Source organism: Rhizobium acidisoli (assembly GCF_002531755.2).
In the GTDB taxonomy this organism is placed as follows: Bacteria; Pseudomonadota; Alphaproteobacteria; order Rhizobiales; family Rhizobiaceae; genus Rhizobium; species Rhizobium acidisoli.
Genome location: NZ_CP034998.1, coordinates 3,744,173 through 3,758,854, shown reverse-complemented (window position 1 = coordinate 3,758,854; position 14,682 = coordinate 3,744,173). Strand labels below are relative to the sequence as shown.

The following is a 14,682-nucleotide window of genomic DNA, read 5'->3' as shown; positions in this document are numbered from 1 at the left end:
CTGGAGAATGAAATGACGACAAAGAAATCCCTTGGGCTGCCATCCGTGAAATGGATCGCGATAGCCGCCGTTGCGGGCGTCGTTGCCGGTGCGGCAGCGGTATACGTGAAGGAGACGGGGATTGGCAATGGCGGCGGTGAAACGGCGTCAGTCGAATGCAAGCTGGCCCGGGATCGCATCGCCAGCGTCACACCGCTGATGAAGGGGCAGGTGGCCGCCATGGTCGCCGCCTATGAGCCACGCAAGCTGACGGCGGTCTCCTTCAACGGGCCGGACGGCAAGCCGCTGACGCTCGATCATTTTGCCGGCAAGACCGTGCTCCTTAATCTCTGGGCGACATGGTGCGTGCCCTGCCGCGAGGAGATGCCGGCGCTGAACGCGCTCGAAAAGGAAATGGGCAGCGACAAGTTCCAGGTGGTGCCCGTCAATATCGACAGCGGCGACGACGACAAGCCGAAGACCTTCCTGGCCGAGACCGGCGTCGATGCGCTGCAGCTCTATCGCGACAATACAATTGCAGTGTTCAACAGCTTGAAGAAGGAGGGTCTCGCCATGGGGCTGCCGGTGACGCTGTTAATCGACGACAAGGGATGCCTGATTTCAGCAATGAACGGGCCGGCTGCCTGGGACAGCGCCGATGCCAAGGCCCTGATCAAGGGTGTGGTCGGTTCCTGATCCTGCTTCTCCCGTGGGAAGAAGAAATTACCGCGTCGGAACCGGCACTTCGCCGCGATAGTCGTAGAAGCCGCGGCCGGACTTGCGCCCGAGCCAGCCGGCCTCGACATACTTCACCAGCAGCGGGCAGGGGCGGTATTTCGAGTCCGCCAGGCCGTCATGCAGCACCTGCATGATCGAAAGGCAGGTGTCGAGGCCGATGAAATCGGCAAGCTGCAGCGGTCCCATCGGATGGTTGGCGCCGAGTTTCATCGCCGTGTCGATGGCGTCGACCGTGCCGACGCCTTCATAGAGCGTGTAGATCGCCTCGTTGATCATCGGCAGAAGGATGCGGTTGACGATGAAGGCCGGGAAATCCTCGGCGACGGTGATGGTCTTTTCCAGCGTGCCGACGAATTCCTTGGCGGCCGAGAAGGTCTTCTCATCGGTCGCGATGCCGCGCACCAGTTCGACCAGCTTCATCACCGGCACCGGGTTCATGAAATGAATGCCCATGAAGCGTTCGGGGCGGTCGGTGGCGGCAGCAAGCCGGGTGATGGAAAGGGAAGAGGTGTTGGTGGCAAGCAGCGCTTCCGGCTTCAGGACCGGACAAACCTGCGCATAGATCTTGCGCTTGACCGTTTCATCTTCGGTGGCGGCCTCGATGACGAGATCGGAGGGGGCGAGATCATTGACATCGGACGAGCCTGTGATGAGCGACAAGGTCGACTTGCGCTCCTCTTCGGTCATCTTGCTGTTCGTCACCAGACGAGCCAGGTTGCCGTTGATCGTGGCAAGGCCGGACTCGATGCGATCCTGTGAGAGATCGTAGATGTGAACCCTGTAACCTGCGGCGGCCGAAACATGCGCGATGCCGCAGCCCATCTGGCCGGCACCGATAATACCAATATTCTTCAACACCGCATTCATCTCCAAACCCCCGCACGGCATCTGCCCCCGCGCTGCCGCATTTTTTAGCAATGCTGCCGGACGAAGGATCGCCCGGCAGCAGTAGTAGCCCGATAAAAGATAATTTTCCAGTCATTCGCAAGTGCGAAAGAAAAGCATTTGAGGCGTTTGAAGCGCGCCGTGATCTTTCGGATTCGCTTCTCGCGCTTTCGGTCTTTGCGCGACCTGTTTTAAAGCGCCTTTTCCAATTCCGGCAGGGCTTCGAACAGATCGGCGACGAGGCCATAGTCGGCAACCTGGAAGATCGGCGCCTCCTCGTCCTTGTTGATCGCGACGATCACCTTGCTATCCTTCATGCCGGCCAGATGCTGGATGGCACCCGAGATGCCGGCAGCGATATAAAGCTGCGGAGCGACGACCTTGCCGGTCTGGCCGACCTGCCAGTCGTTCGGCGCATAACCGGCATCGACGGCCGCGCGGCTTGCACCGACGGCAGCACCGAGCTTGTCGGCAAGCGGCAGGATGACTTCCTTGAATTTTTCCGCCGAACCGAGTGCCCGGCCGCCGGAGAGGATGATCTTCGCCGAGGTCAGTTCCGGCCGGTCGGAGGCCGACAGCGCGTCCTTGACGAAACGCGACAGGCCGGGATCGGAGACCGCCGGGATTGCCTCGACAGAGGCGGAGCCACCTTCGGCTGCCGAAGCGAAGGAGGCGGTGCGCACGGTGATCACCTTCTTGGCATCACTGGCCTGTACCGTCTGGATGGCATTGCCGGCATAGATCGGCCGCTTGAAGGTATCGGGGCTGACGACCTCGATGATCTCGGAGACCTGGGCGACATCGAGCAGGGCAGCCACCCGCGGCAGCACGTTCTTGCCGACCGAGGTGGCGGCCGAGACGATGGTGTCATAAGAGCCGGCCAGCGAGACGATCAGGTCGGCAAGCGGTTCGGCCAGATTGTTGGCAAGCGCGTCGCTTTCGGCCAGCAATACCTTGGAGACGCCGGAGAGTTTGGCAGCCGCATCGGCCGCAGCCTTGGCGCCCTTGCCGGCAACCAGCACATGGATATCGGAGCCGATCTGGCTTGCTGCCGTCAGCGCCTTGGCGGTCTGGTCGGAGAGGCTGACATTGTCGTGGTCGGCCAGAAGAAGAATGGTCATGATGGTGTTCTCTCTTTCCTGGCTTAAAGCACGCCGGCTTCGTTCTTCAGTTTGTCGATCAGTTCGGCGACCGATTTGACCTTGACGCCGGCCTTGCGGCCACTGGGCTCCTCGGTCTTCAGCACCTTCAGCCGCGGCGTGGTGGACACACCGAAGTCAGCCGGGCTCTTCTTGTCGAGCGGCTTCTTCTTCGCCTTCATGATGTTCGGCAGCGAGGCATAACGCGGTTCGTTCAGTCTGAGATCCGATGTGACCACCGCCGGCAGCTTGATCTCGATCGTCTGCAGGCCGCCATCGACCTCGCGGGTCACCTGAGCTTTGCCATCCCCGATCTCGATCTTCGAGGCGAAGGTTGCCTGGGCCGACCCCAAGAGCGCCGCCAGCATCTGGCCGGTCTGGTTCGAATCGTCGTCGATCGCCTGCTTGCCGACGATGACCAGACCCGGCTGTTCGGCATCGGCCACGCCCTTGAGGATCTTGGCAACGGCCAGCGGCTCGACCTGATCGTCGGTCTCGACCAGGATCGCCCGGTCGGCGCCCATGGCAAGCGCCGTCCTCAGCGTCTCCTCGGCCTTGGCAGGGCCGATCGAGACCACCACCACTTCCTCACACCTGCCGGCCTCCTTCAGCCGCAGCGCCTCTTCCACCGAGATCTCGTCGAACGGGTTCATCGACATCTTCACATTGGCAAGCTCGACACCGGAACCATCCGGTTTCACCCGGATCTTCACGTTGTAGTCGACAACCCGTTTGACTGGGACGAGAATCTTCATGGTGTCCTTCCTTCAGGGGAAATTGGCTTCAACGAAAATGCGCGCTCGCGCGCCATTTCGATTGTCGAATGGCGACATGGATACGCGCTTTTCCTCCAATTACAACGCTTCCATGCCAGCGGGGGGCGATTTGCCGGGCAATATATGGACGTTTACGTTCACGTCAATATTCTTGTCGGCGCCGCCCCCAGGCAAGGCGTTGAACCTTGCGCCCGGCTGCGTCGACGGCGATGGCCGGACCGGCGCCGGGATCGCTTCGCACAGCCCGGGGTGTGACGATTTCCCGGTCGAAGAGCGGCACACCCGGCCGGCGCAACACCAAGATCAGAAGCGCTCCGGCAAGAATGCCGCCGACATGCGCGCCCCAGGAAACGTCGCCGTCGGGTGCGACCGCCAGCATGAAGAATTGCTGGCCGATCCACAAAAGCAGCGGCACGAAGGCCGGCAGCGGCAGCGGCACGCGGAAGAAGACCAGAACCCAGACCTTGACGCGCGGATGCAGCAAGACATAGGCGGCAATCACACCGGAAATCGCCCCCGAGGCGCCGACCAGCGGCGCTTGCGACGTCATGGTCAGCAGGCCGTGGCAGAGCGCGCCGGCAGCCGCGCACAGGAGATAGAAAATCAGGAAACGCAGATGTCCCATGGCATCCTCGACATTGTCGCCGAAGACCCAGAGGAAGATCATGTTGGAGGCCAGATGCCAGAAGCCGGAATGGACGAAGGCATAGGTGAGGTAAGTCAGCGGCTCCGGCACGATTTCCAGCCCCTGCGCCAGCACCGCATCGCCAAAGGCGATCGCCGGGATATAGCCGAGCCCGACGGTCGTTGCCTGGGCTGCCTGCTCGCTCTCCAGGCTGGTAAAAAGCCAGACCGCGATATTCAGCGCGATCAGTGAGAGCGTCACCCACTGCACCTTGATATGTTTCAGCGTATTGGCGTCATGAAAAGGTATGAACATCAAGCCCCCCGGCAATCGTGATCGCGGCAAGCCTATCTGTTTTTTCCCGGAACCCAAAGCACATCCGCATGGCCTCGATCATTTGCATGACGCGCGGCGACGAAGAGGAAATCGGAGAGCCGGTTGACATATTTCCTCGCCGGTTCGCTGACGATTTCGCCGTCGGTGCGGGCAAGCGCTACCATCAAACGCTCGGCGCGCCGCGCAATAGTGCGGGCCAGATGCAGCTGCGCGGCGGCCGGGCTGCCGCCCGGCAGGACGAAGGACGTCAGCGGCTGCAGGCCAGCGTTCAGCTGGTCGATATCGCGCTCGACGCGGTCGACCTGCTTCTCGACGATCCGCAGCGGTTCATAGGCCGGCGGCTCGCCGGTATCGGGGGTGGCGAGATCGGCGCCGAGATCGAAGAGATCGTTCTGGATCGACATCAGCATGGCGTCGAGTTCGGGCAGGCCTGATGTGTGCAGCCGCGCCAGGCCGATGGCGGAATTGGCCTCGTCGATCGTGCCATAGGCCTCGACGCGCAGATCGTCCTTTGCCCGGCGCGGGCCGGACACCAGCCCGGTCGTGCCGTCGTCGCCGGTTTTGGTGTAGATCTTGTTGAGTTTTACCATGCTGCACCGCCTGATAGGGGGAGGGCTGAACCACCCCACCCTCCGTCATGCTCGGGCTTGACCCGAGCATCGACGCCGCATCCGGCAGCGGTCGTGGCATGGATCCTCGGCTCAAGGCCGAGGATGACGGAAGGTGGGGTTGGCCTTTTCGCCAAATTTGCCCGTGCGTGGAGAGCAACCGCGTCGGGCGGCGTCTCACCACGCCCCTCATCCGGCTGCCGCCACCTTCTCCCCGCAAAACGGGGAGAAGGGGACACGCCGCAGCCTCTCCGTCCCTCGCCAACGTCTCGCAGGGCAGGTCCCCTCTCCCCGCGAGCGGGGAGAGGGTTAGGGTGAGGGGCAGCCGTTCGTGCGAATCGGACAGCCGCGGGCCTGACCCGAGCATCCACACCGCATCCGTCAGCGGCTACGGGGATGGATCCTCGGGTCAAGCCCGAGGATGACGGAGGGTGGGGTTGGCCTTTTCGCCAAACTCGCCCCGGCATACTGACGCACACCGCGTCGAGGTGCTTCCTCAAGCCGGCGCTCACCTCTCCTCCTTCATTTCTGTCCGTCATCAAAAATACCCCTCCCATGGCTTTCTCACGTCGGCCGGCCTCCGCCGGTGATCCAGAGTGTCAGCATGATCAGGAAGATGGCGATTGCCTGTAACAGGACGCGCAGCTGCATCAGCTTGTTGGAGCGATTGGCGTCGCCGCCCTTCATCATGTTGAAGAGGCCGCGGATCAGGACCAGGGCGACGCAGCCCATGACGATGATCGCGAGGATATAGGTGACCGTGGACATGGCATTCAGCTTTCTCAGTCCGTCCAGCGCATCAGGCGGTAGAAGAGGTCTGCCGGAAGCAGCCGCTTCAGGAACATGCCCTGCTTGGCCGGTGTCGTTACAGGATAATGTGGCCTCGGATTTTTCGAGTTCAATGCGTGTTTCAAGACGGAATAGACCGCCTCCGGGCCAAGCTTGTGGCGGTTGACCGGGCCCGATCCGTCGAGTCTTGCCAGTTGCCTGACATAGTCGGCCGCGTGCGGTGAATTCTCGACGTCGATATGCTCGCGGATCTTGGCGAGTGCGTTGGTGGTGAAACGCGTCGCGATCGGTCCGGGCTCGATCAGGCTCACATGGATGCCGCTGCCCTGCAGCTCCATGCGCAGGGTGATGCTGAGGCCTTCGAGCGCGAACTTGGAGGCGGTATAGGCGCCGCGATAGCGATAGGGCACGACGCCGAGAATGGACGAGCATTGCACGATCCGTCCCCGGCCGTATGTGCGCATTGCCGGGATCACCTGCCGCGTCAATTCGTGCCAGCCGAAGAAATTCGCCTCGAACTGGGCGCGCAGCGTTGCCGTCGAAAGATCCTCGACGGCGCCCGGCTGGCCGTAGGCGCCATTGTTGAAGAGCGCGTCGATGCGGCTGCCGCTGCGTTGCAAGACGGTGTCGACCAGCGCGGAAATCGTCTCGGGCCTGGCATAATCCATCAGGAAGGCTTCGATGCCGTCGGCTTCCAGCGCCGGCAAATCTTCCGGTTTGCGCACCGTTGCGAAGACGCGCCATCCATCGGCTTTCAGCGCCCGCGCGCAATGCGCACCGATACCGGACGAGCATCCGGTCACGACGATGCTGCGCTCTGCCGCCATGGAATGATTCCTGTACAAAATGGGACTCGTTTCCCATATTCGGCCAGAGGATACAATCTGGAAAGCCGGGAACGGAATGCCGAAGGCGCTGCGCACGATCTATGACGTGGTCTATGACGCGATCTGTCACATGGTCGAGGATGACGGCTTCGCCATGGCGAGCCACGTGGCGCTGTCGAGCCTGCTTGCGGTTTTCCCCTTCCTGATCTTCGGTACAGCGCTGGCAAGCTTCCTCGGCGCCGATCAATTTTCCTCGACCGCCATCCATCTGATCTTCGACACCTGGCCCGAGGCGATCGCCAAGCCGCTCGCCGACCAGGTGCTGCAGGTGCTGACCATTCCGCGCGGCGGGCTGCTGACGATCTCGGTGCTGGCGGCCGCCTATTTCGCCTCGAACGGCGTCGAGGCGCTGCGCATCTCGCTCAACCGCGCCTACCGGGTGCAGGAGACGCGGCCGTGGTATTTCACCCGTCTCGCCAGCCTCGGCTATGTGCTGATCGCGGTGATCATCTTTGCGGCGATCAGCATTCTGCTGGTCGCCGTGCCGCTGGCGCTCGACTATGCCAGGAACTGGTTTCCGCTGTTTGCCGATACGCTCGAGATCGTCTTCAGCTGGCGCATCTACGGCACGCTCGTCGTGCTGACCGTCGGGCTGCTGGTCATGCATCTCTGGCTGCCGGCTGGCAAGCGGCGGGTCTTCGACGTCATTCCGGGCGTGCTGCTGACCCTGCTGCTCTGGCTCGCCGGGGCGCTGATCTTTGCCTATTATCTCGCGACCTTCGCCAACTACACCGCCACCTATGCCGGTCTCGCCTCGGTCATGATCGTACTGATCTTCCTCTATATGGTCGGCGTCATCTTCATCATCGGCGCCGAGATCAATGCGGCGCTGATCAAGTTCCGCGTCTTCCGGATGTTTTCCCACACGCTTTCGATCGTCGGCAGGCAGCGTGTCGAAAGGCCATCAGAGCCCGACAAGGCGGCGAATATCGGCCCCTGACGTGCCGCGGGCCCGCAATTCGCCAATGCCGCTGTCGCCCTGGCTTTTCGAAAGCTTGCGGCCGGCATCGTCGAGAATGAGACGATGGTGGTGATAGAGAGGCTGCGGCAAGCCGAGCAGGACTTGCAGCAGCCGGTGCACCGAGGTGGCGGGGAAGAGGTCGAGCCCGCGCACCACATGGGTGACACCCTGGAGCGCATCGTCGACCACCACCGAAAGATGATAGCTCGACGGGGCGTCCGAGCGCGACAGGATGACATCGCCCCAGACGTCCGGCTCGGCGGCGATCTCGCCCGATCTGCCGTCGCCGGTTTCCGTCCAGAACAGCAGCTCGCCGATCAGGTCGAGCGCCTTGCGCATATCGAGGCGCCAGGCATGTTTCTTCCCCGCGGCCAGCATCTCCCGCCATTCGTCTTCCGGGCGCTCGCGATCGCTCGCGGGGTAATGCGGCGTACCATCGGGATCGCGCGGCCAGGACCTGCCGGCCGCCTCATAGGCCGTAACGCGCATCTTCACCTCGCCGCGTGTCAGGAAGGCCGGATAGACCAGGCCGCGTTCGATCAGCGCGTGCAGCGCTGCCTGATATTCGGGGAAATGTTCCGACTGGCGCCGCGCTGGGCTTTCCCAGCCAATCCCCAGCCAGTCGAGATCCCTGAGGATGCCAGCCTCGAACTCGGGCGTGCAGCGCGTTTGGTCGATATCCTCGATGCGCAGCAGCAGGCGGCCATGCTCGGCCTCCGCCATGTCGCGGTTCAAGAGGGCCGAGAGGGCATGACCGAGATGCAGCTGCCCGTTGGGGCTCGGCGCAAAACGAAAGACAGGTTTTTGACGCTCGCTCGTGGTCATGCTTTCTTCTGCCATGGATTTAGGTTTCGAACCACTGCGAGGCGATGTGCAGATCATCCGCAACGAAGACGACGTCAGCCAAGGGCTCGAAGCGCTGCTTCGCCTCGATCCGCGGCTTGTGCCGATCGCCGCAGATGCCGGGCCTGTGCCGCTGCGGCTGCGTGAACCGGGTTTTGCCGGGCTTGCCCATATCATCGTCTCGCAAATGGTGTCGCGCGCCAGCGCCGAGGCGATCTGGCGGCGCATGCTGCCGGCGGACGGTCTCCTGACCGCCGAAGGCTACACGCTGCTTCACGCCGAAGCCTGGCGCGAATTCGGCCTGTCGCGCGCCAAGGCCGAGACCCTGTCGCGGATCGCCGAAGCCGTCGCCTCCGGCCGCCTCGATCTTTCCGGGCTCTGCCTGAAGCCGCCTGGTGAAGCGCTTGGCGAACTCACGGCGCTGAAGGGCGTCGGTCCGTGGACGGCGGAGGTCTATCTGATGTTCTGCGGCGGCCATGCCGATGTGTTTCCGGCCGGTGATGTCGCGCTGCAAAATGCCGTCGGTGCGGCATTCGGTCTCGCGGCGCGGCCTCAGGCAAAGGCGCTGACGGCGCTGGCGGAAGCCTGGTCGCCGTGGCGCTCGGTGGCGGCACGGCTTTTCTGGGCCTATTATGCCACGAGAACGCGCCGCGACATGGTGCCGACCGGCTGATCGGCAACACTCTTCAAATTGCCTTTATCCTCTGAATTTATTGGACTTCACAATCCTGTAACAACCGGCCTAATATACAGGTGCAGATGCCGAATCGATCAGGAGAGTCCCTTGACGATTGCAGTCTCCCCCCAGGCCCTGCCAGCGCTCGTTCTGAACGCTGACTACCGGCCACTGAGTTATTACCCCTTGTCGCTGTGGTCCTGGCAGGACGCGATCAAGGCGGTATTTCTCGACCGTGTGAACATCATCGCAGAATATGAGCATTCGGTTTCCTCGCCGAGTTTTTCGATGCGGCTTCCGAGTGTCGTGTGCCTCAAGACCTATGTTCAGCCGTCCCGCAATCCCGCCTTCACCCGGTTCAACGTCTTCCTGCGCGACCGGTTCGAGTGCCAGTATTGCGGCGCCCATGACGATCTGACTTTCGATCACGTCATCCCGCGCGCGCATGGCGGCGAGACGACCTGGGAGAATGTCGTGGCCGCCTGTTCGCCCTGCAATCTGCGCAAGGGCAGCAAGTTGCCGAAGCAGGCCAGCATGTTCCCGGCGCAGAAGCCCTATCAGCCGACGGTGCAGGATCTGCACAATAACGGCCGGCTGTTCCCGCCGAACTATCTGCACGACAGCTGGCTCGACTATCTCTACTGGGATACCGAACTGCAGCCCTGATCAAACCGCCTTAGGCCGCCTTAGGCCGCCTTGCGAACGCCGACGAAAGCGAAGGCGGCAAGCAGGATTCCGGCAATCACGTTCCAGCCCGCAAAAGACAGGCCGAGCACCCGGAGCGCCGCATCGGTGCAAGACGGCCCCTTGATCGTGTTGAGCTCGCCGAGCAGATCGCCGGCATTGGTGGTCATGCTGCTTGCCGTCGTCGAGCAGGTGGCCGGGCCGGGCCAGAAATGCCATTCGACGCCGGCGTGATAGACGCCCATGCCGGCGGTGACCAGCATCAACATGCCGGCGGCGAGAATGAGCGCGCGGGTGATCCAGTTCGGCAGGCCGACCAGTTCCGAAACCGCGGCGAGGATGGCGATCGGGATGGCGTAATAATAGGGCTGGCGCTGCAGCAGGCAGAGCGCGCAGGGAATATAGCCGCCGATATATTGGAAACCAAGCGCCGTGCCGACCGCGGCCGCCATGCCGATGGCGAGCAATATGGAATAGACGAAGCCGGGGCGGGCGAGCGGCGAGGAGGTGGCAGTCATGGCGGAACTCCGCGAGATTTAGTGAGCGAATAATTTGTAGGCGATTGCCAGCGAAATGAGGGCGGCGGCACCGATGCCGACGATCTGGCCAAGGCGCTTTTCGACAAAATGGCGGATCGGTTCGCCATATCGACGAAGTAGCCAAGCCAAAAGCAGAAACCGAGCGCCGCGGGCCACGATGGCGGAAATAATGAAGACCCCCAAATTCATGTTAATGACGCCAGCCAGAATAGTTACGACCTTGATCGGCGGCAGGTGCGCTAAACCGGAAGTCACCAGCAACAGCAACAGGATTTCCCATTCGCCGTGAATGGTATTTCGCCATTGCTCGAAATCCTCGAATTTGCCGTAGAATTCGAGAACCGGCCGCGCCACCGTCTCATAGGCGTAATAGCCGAGCGCCCAGCCGGCGATGCCCCCGAGCACGGAAGCGATGGTTGCGATCACCGCGTAGCGATAGGAGCGTTCCGGCTTGGAAAGCGCCATCGGCAGGAACAGTACATCGGCGGGGACGAGAAAGACGGAGCTTTCGACGAAGGCGATGACGGCGAGCCAGACTTCGGCCGATTTGCGCGCGGCCAGAGACATGGTCCAGTCGTAAAGTCTGCGGAGCATTCCGTTCCCTTCCTGTTGCGGTGCAAAAAAGCTTTAGGGGCCGTGCGCGGCGCTGTAAATGCTTGCCCGTGTCCTTCGTGCCACCCGCCGCCTAAAAATTTCGTGATGCAGGCCCCGCCGCCCCTCCCAAGATTTCACGTGATGGCGAATCGGCCATTCTGCGGCAAGCTGTCTCAAAGCGTGATGCCGAAAACTGTGGGCGGTTTTTAGACGACATCATGCTCCAGCTGAATTGGGGCGACGTGCAGGGTGGCATGAGAATGTTCAAAGTGATCGAAGGCGGCCGCGGGCAGGCCGTGCAGATGGCCGACCGGTTCGAAGAGGTAGGCCTAGCAGGGAGGATGTGCGCCGGGAGGCCGCACGGCGGCTGAGCGAAAGCGGCTATCATCCGTCGCGCATCCGGGAATTTGCGACCGGCGTGCCGATGCTGGCCTCGCTTAAATATTTGTCGCTGCAGATCGATTTTGCAGCCGAGACATTGTCGCGGCTCGACCCGATCCCGGAGGATTTCCGCGCCGACGGCTATTGGCCGGCTGGCTGAGGCAATCGCAATCGCAATTCGCAGACATGCGTCGGAGTTGCCTCAGGAGAGGTCCATCGACTTTTCCCATTGCTGACGCAGGTCGTTCATCTCCGTGCGTTTCTGCGCCATTTCGCTGACGGCGGCGCGCAGATTGGGATGGCGCGACATGAACATGTTGAAGTCGCGCCGTTCGAGCACTTCGAATTGGCAGAAGTCGACGGCGATGACGTCGGCGGTGCGCCGTCCACCGGTCAGAAGCGCCATTTCGCCGAAGAAGGCGCCGGGCTCCAGGCGGATCGCGCCGCTGGCGAGCCGGACTTCCACCGCCCCCGAAGAAATGAAATACATGCCGTCGCCGCGGTCGCCGCGGCGGATAACGCGTTCGCCTGGTGGAGCGGATTTTGCCTTGAAGAGCAGCAGCAGTTCCTCCTGCGCGTCTTCGTTGACCTCGGAGAACAAGGGAAAAGTCTCGATCAGCTGCTGCATTTTCAGCTGATGCTCGCGTTCGCGCTCCTCGCCGAGCGCCCTGATCTTTTCCAGTTCCTTGCTGAGCGTCTTCTGCCTCGTCCTGCCGTAGCTTTCCCACAGGGAGGGCCATCTCGAATGGACGAATTTCTTCAAACCGTCGGTCGCCAGGATCACGATCGGGTTGAGCGTGATCGACAGGATTGCGGCGGCAAGGATCAGATCCTGGCCCTCATGCGGCAGCAGCCCGAGTGAGACGCCGAGGCCGGCGAGGATGAAGGAGAATTCGCCGATCTGGGCAAGGCCGCCGGCCAATGTCAGCCCCAGGCCGATCGGATATCGCAGCAGTATGACGATAAGGAACGTGATGATGGCCTTGCCGAGGATGACGAGCGCCAGCGCGCCGATCACCGCCAGCGGCTGGCTGACCAGGATCGATGGGTCGAAGAGCATGCCGACGGAGACGAAAAACAGCACGGAGAAGGCGTTCTGCAGCGGCAGCGAGTCGGCGGCCGCCCTGTGGCTGAGCTGGGATTCGCTCATGACGACGCCAGCAAAAAAGGCGCCGAGCGCAAAGGAGACGCCGAAGATCGCCGCCGAGCCGAAGGCGATGCCCAGCGCGATCGCCAGGACCGTCAGCGTGAAGAGTTCACGCGAACCGGTGCGGGCGATCATCGTCAGCAGCCAGGGCACGATGCGCGGGCCGAGGAAGATCGCCATGGCGGCGAAGCCCGCCACCTTCAAGAGTGTCAGGCCGATCGTCAGCGCCAGGGAAAGCTCGCCAAGGCCGTGATTGTTCGTCGCGGCGGCGTTGCCGCCGAGAAGCTCTGCGAGCGCCGGCAGCAACACCAGCGCCAGCACCATCACCAGATCCTCGACGATCAGCCAGCCGACGGCGACACGCCCGCTTGGCGCGTTGACGAGATTGCGCTCCTCCAGCGCCTTCAGCAGCACGACGGTGCTTGCCACCGACAGGCTGAGGCCCAAGACGATGCCGGCGCCGAGGCTCCAGCCCCAGAGTTTACAAAGGCCGATGCCCAACAGGGTGGCGAGGATGATGCGTCCGATCGCGCCCGGCACGGCGATCCCCCGGACGGCGAGCAGGTCGGAGGCGGAAAAATGCAGGCCGACGCCAAACATCAGCAGGATGACGCCCATTTCGGCGAGCTGGCCGGCAAGGGCGGTATCGGCGACGAAACCCGGCGTGAACGGACCCATCAGAATGCCGGCGAGGAGATAGCCGACGAGCGGCGGCAGCCGCAGCCGGTCGGCGCCATAACCCAGGATCGCTGCGAAAACGAAACTGACGGCAACCGTTGCGATAAGCCCTACTTCCTGATGCACGTCCGACCCTTCCTGTGATGGCGGCGGCCACTCTGTACGAAGTACAAGCAAAATTAAACAGTTGATTTGGCGGGTGGCGGACCTTGTTCTCAATCCTTGCGATCAGGCATAGAACTGGTCTTCTGTCGTCTGGGGCGGGCCCGGGCTGTCGGCGATGTTGGAACCAGTTGCGTCTTGTCTCGTTGCCCTTTCATCCAGAAAGGAGAAACGACATGCGGAAGATCATCCTGAATTGTACTGTAGCGGCCCTTGCCGCCTGCTCGTTTGCAGCGCCTGTTCTCGCCGATAGCGTCTATGTGAGGGAACGTACCTATGATGACGGTTATCGTCATGAACGGGTCCGACCCGGCATCACCATCAGCGAGCGTGGTGTCACTTTCGGTGCGGTGCGCGAACGTGACCACCGCCGCTATCGCGACAACGGCTGCGAAACCAGGAGTGTCACCCGTCAAACCGACGAAGGCGAAGTGACCAAAACCGTCCGGCGTTGCAATTAACCGGAAATACGCGACAATGACGAAGCCCGGTTCAAAGAGCCGGGTTTTCGCCTTTCCTGGCGCGCATACTCTCAATGCAGTGGTGAAACCCGTCCGTCGGTGTTATGAGCACGCCTTTGGTACAAGCGCACTCCCAGCGCAAACAACTCCTGCACAGGATCTTTTAGTATGATTGAGCTTACGCCGTCCCAGATCGCCGCACTGAAACTGGCCAGGGATGGAGACCTTTACCCTCAGCCTGCCAACAAATGGACGCATCAGAACGCGACGGTAACCTACGCGAAAAATGACCGTTGGAAAGAGCGCCCTCAGAAAATCAAATCGGTCACAGCCAAGACGCTGGGCGAGCTGAAGGAACCGGGTTTCCTCGAGCGGCGGCACCTGGATGACGATGTCTCGAAAGACGTCTACGGCATCACCATGGCCGGCAAGATGTGGCTGCTGAAGAACAAGTAGTTTTTTCGGATACGAATTCTGCTTCCGCGTCAGCTCTTTGAAGCTAGGGCTACGCGGCGGCGTTCGAGATGATGGTGCTGCTATAATCGAACCAGTCCGCCTTCGTTCCTGACGGAACTGCGGCGCGACACCCTCCGCTCTGTCAGCTTCGAGCTCGCCGAGCCGAAGCTCACAGAGCGGAGGCTGGTGCCCCATGCCGGGGTCGAACCAGCACTTCTTTCGAAACTCGATTTTGAGTCGAGCGCGTCTACCAATTCCGCCAATGGGGCAACGGAGTGAACGGGCGGCTGTCTAACATGTGAGCGCCCGCACGCGCAAGACGCGTGAGTGAAGTTATC

General features: G+C 62.0%; 17 protein-coding genes, 1 tRNA gene and 1 pseudogene. 7 read left to right on the top strand and 12 right to left on the bottom strand.

The genetic code is table 11. From position 1 onward, the window contains the following. The first annotated feature begins 12 nt into the window (after positions 1-12). Entirely contained in the window at positions 13-675 is a 663-nt protein-coding gene (tlpA, locus tag CO657_RS18330; protein WP_054182492.1) for a thiol:disulfide interchange protein TlpA, read from the top strand. 27 nt (positions 676-702) lie between these two features. Here the strand turns inward: tlpA and CO657_RS18325 are convergent, their stop codons facing one another. The 7 genes from CO657_RS18325 to CO657_RS18290 all read right to left on the bottom strand — a co-directional run bounded on the left by CO657_RS18325 (position 703) and on the right by CO657_RS18290 (position 6,702). After that, on the bottom strand, positions 703-1,584 hold the full coding sequence (locus tag CO657_RS18325) for a 3-hydroxybutyryl-CoA dehydrogenase (RefSeq protein WP_003589968.1): 882 nt from the start codon (positions 1,582-1,584) through the stop codon (positions 703-705). 209 nt (positions 1,585-1,793) lie between these two features. Next, the gene (locus CO657_RS18320) at positions 1,794-2,723 is read right to left on the bottom strand and encodes an electron transfer flavoprotein subunit alpha/FixB family protein (protein WP_054182493.1); all 930 of its coding nucleotides are present in this window, start codon (positions 2,721-2,723) and stop codon (positions 1,794-1,796) included. Positions 2,724-2,746: 23 nt separating this feature from the next. Further along, positions 2,747-3,496, bottom strand: coding sequence for an electron transfer flavoprotein subunit beta/FixA family protein (locus CO657_RS18315; RefSeq protein WP_054182494.1), 750 nt, complete (start codon positions 3,494-3,496; stop codon positions 2,747-2,749). 163 nt (positions 3,497-3,659) lie between these two features. Further along, the gene (locus tag CO657_RS18310; RefSeq protein WP_054182532.1) at positions 3,660-4,457 is read right to left on the bottom strand and encodes a rhomboid family intramembrane serine protease; all 798 of its coding nucleotides are present in this window, start codon (positions 4,455-4,457) and stop codon (positions 3,660-3,662) included. A gap of 32 nt (positions 4,458-4,489) precedes the next feature. Then, positions 4,490-5,068 (bottom strand): cob(I)yrinic acid a,c-diamide adenosyltransferase, encoded by a 579-nt coding sequence (locus CO657_RS18305; protein WP_054182495.1) that lies wholly within the window; start codon positions 5,066-5,068, stop codon positions 4,490-4,492. A 582-nt stretch (positions 5,069-5,650) separates the two neighbouring features. Further along, positions 5,651-5,854 carry a twin transmembrane helix small protein gene (locus tag CO657_RS18295; RefSeq protein ID WP_003589977.1) on the bottom strand — a complete coding sequence of 68 codons (204 nt, stop codon included), beginning with the start codon at positions 5,852-5,854 and terminating at the stop codon, positions 5,651-5,653. A gap of 14 nt (positions 5,855-5,868) precedes the next feature. Next, positions 5,869-6,702, bottom strand: coding sequence for an SDR family oxidoreductase (locus CO657_RS18290; protein WP_054182496.1), 834 nt, complete (start codon positions 6,700-6,702; stop codon positions 5,869-5,871). 76 nt (positions 6,703-6,778) lie between these two features. Between CO657_RS18290 and CO657_RS18285 the strand changes: the two genes are divergently transcribed. Beyond that, positions 6,779-7,702 (top strand): YihY/virulence factor BrkB family protein, encoded by a 924-nt coding sequence (locus CO657_RS18285; RefSeq protein WP_054182497.1) that lies wholly within the window; start codon positions 6,779-6,781, stop codon positions 7,700-7,702. On the opposite strand, the gene gluQRS is transcribed toward CO657_RS18285, so the two are convergent. Then, positions 7,667-8,548 carry a tRNA glutamyl-Q(34) synthetase GluQRS gene (gene gluQRS, locus CO657_RS18280; RefSeq protein WP_054182498.1) on the bottom strand — a complete coding sequence of 294 codons (882 nt, stop codon included), beginning with the start codon at positions 8,546-8,548 and terminating at the stop codon, positions 7,667-7,669. The genes CO657_RS18285 and gluQRS overlap by 36 nt on opposite strands. On the opposite strand from gluQRS, the gene CO657_RS18275 reads away from it, so the two are divergent. Both CO657_RS18275 and CO657_RS18270 read left to right on the top strand, forming a co-directional pair. Continuing rightward, complete coding sequence (locus CO657_RS18275) at positions 8,547-9,239, top strand: DNA-3-methyladenine glycosylase family protein (RefSeq protein ID WP_054182499.1); 693 nt, start codon at positions 8,547-8,549, stop codon at positions 9,237-9,239. The genes gluQRS and CO657_RS18275 overlap by 2 nt on opposite strands. A 111-nt stretch (positions 9,240-9,350) precedes the next feature. After that, positions 9,351-9,908: an HNH endonuclease gene (locus CO657_RS18270; RefSeq protein ID WP_003567029.1), complete on the top strand. Its 558-nt coding sequence runs from the start codon at positions 9,351-9,353 to the stop codon at positions 9,906-9,908. 20 nt (positions 9,909-9,928) lie between these two features. Here the strand turns inward: CO657_RS18270 and CO657_RS18265 are convergent, their stop codons facing one another. Then, positions 9,929-10,444, bottom strand: a complete 516-nt coding sequence (locus CO657_RS18265; RefSeq protein ID WP_003589986.1) for a disulfide bond formation protein B — start codon at positions 10,442-10,444, stop codon at positions 9,929-9,931. A gap of 18 nt (positions 10,445-10,462) precedes the next feature. After that, positions 10,463-11,059, bottom strand: coding sequence for a YqaA family protein (locus CO657_RS18260; RefSeq protein ID WP_012559114.1), 597 nt, complete (start codon positions 11,057-11,059; stop codon positions 10,463-10,465). A 254-nt stretch (positions 11,060-11,313) separates the two neighbouring features. Between CO657_RS18260 and CO657_RS18255 the strand changes: the two are divergent. Then, positions 11,314-11,600 (top strand): annotated as a pseudogene (locus CO657_RS18255) (hypothetical protein). A 42-nt stretch (positions 11,601-11,642) separates the two neighbouring features. Here CO657_RS18255 and CO657_RS18250 read toward each other — a convergent pair. Then, the gene (locus CO657_RS18250; RefSeq protein ID WP_012559112.1) at positions 11,643-13,391 is read right to left on the bottom strand and encodes a cation:proton antiporter domain-containing protein; all 1,749 of its coding nucleotides are present in this window, start codon (positions 13,389-13,391) and stop codon (positions 11,643-11,645) included. A gap of 212 nt (positions 13,392-13,603) precedes the next feature. Here CO657_RS18250 and CO657_RS18245 point away from each other — a divergent pair, with 212 nt between their 5' ends. Continuing rightward, complete coding sequence (locus CO657_RS18245) at positions 13,604-13,888, top strand: hypothetical protein (protein WP_012559111.1); 285 nt, start codon at positions 13,604-13,606, stop codon at positions 13,886-13,888. Between the two features lie 168 nt (positions 13,889-14,056). Further along, positions 14,057-14,344: a hypothetical protein gene (locus tag CO657_RS18240; RefSeq protein ID WP_003589997.1), complete on the top strand. Its 288-nt coding sequence runs from the start codon at positions 14,057-14,059 to the stop codon at positions 14,342-14,344. Positions 14,345-14,528: 184 nt separating this feature from the next. Here CO657_RS18240 and CO657_RS18235 read toward each other — a convergent pair. Further along, positions 14,529-14,613 (bottom strand) — tRNA-Leu (locus tag CO657_RS18235). Positions 14,614-14,682 lie beyond the last annotated feature (69 nt).

Bases quoted from the DNA above. Each gene is read 5' to 3' on its own strand.
- tlpA (WP_054182492.1), top strand. From the start codon at position 13: ATGACGACAAAGAAATCCCTTGGGCTGCCATCCGTGAAATGGATCGCG.
- CO657_RS18325 (WP_003589968.1), bottom strand. From the start codon at position 1,584: ATGAATGCGGTGTTGAAGAATATTGGTATTATCGGTGCCGGCCAGATG.
- CO657_RS18320 (WP_054182493.1), bottom strand. From the start codon at position 2,723: ATGACCATTCTTCTTCTGGCCGACCACGACAATGTCAGCCTCTCCGAC.
- CO657_RS18315 (WP_054182494.1), bottom strand. From the start codon at position 3,496: ATGAAGATTCTCGTCCCAGTCAAACGGGTTGTCGACTACAACGTGAAG.
- CO657_RS18310 (WP_054182532.1), bottom strand. From the start codon at position 4,457: ATGTTCATACCTTTTCATGACGCCAATACGCTGAAACATATCAAGGTG.
- CO657_RS18305 (WP_054182495.1), bottom strand. From the start codon at position 5,068: ATGGTAAAACTCAACAAGATCTACACCAAAACCGGCGACGACGGCACG.
- CO657_RS18295 (WP_003589977.1), bottom strand. From the start codon at position 5,854: ATGTCCACGGTCACCTATATCCTCGCGATCATCGTCATGGGCTGCGTC.
- CO657_RS18290 (WP_054182496.1), bottom strand. From the start codon at position 6,702: ATGGCGGCAGAGCGCAGCATCGTCGTGACCGGATGCTCGTCCGGTATC.
- CO657_RS18285 (WP_054182497.1), top strand. From the start codon at position 6,779: ATGCCGAAGGCGCTGCGCACGATCTATGACGTGGTCTATGACGCGATC.
- CO657_RS18275 (WP_054182499.1), top strand. From the start codon at position 8,547: ATGCTTTCTTCTGCCATGGATTTAGGTTTCGAACCACTGCGAGGCGAT.
- gluQRS (WP_054182498.1), bottom strand. From the start codon at position 8,548: ATGACCACGAGCGAGCGTCAAAAACCTGTCTTTCGTTTTGCGCCGAGC.
- CO657_RS18265 (WP_003589986.1), bottom strand. From the start codon at position 10,444: ATGACTGCCACCTCCTCGCCGCTCGCCCGCCCCGGCTTCGTCTATTCC.
- CO657_RS18260 (WP_012559114.1), bottom strand. From the start codon at position 11,059: ATGCTCCGCAGACTTTACGACTGGACCATGTCTCTGGCCGCGCGCAAA.
- CO657_RS18245 (WP_012559111.1), top strand. From the start codon at position 13,604: ATGCGGAAGATCATCCTGAATTGTACTGTAGCGGCCCTTGCCGCCTGC.
- CO657_RS18240 (WP_003589997.1), top strand. From the start codon at position 14,057: ATGATTGAGCTTACGCCGTCCCAGATCGCCGCACTGAAACTGGCCAGG.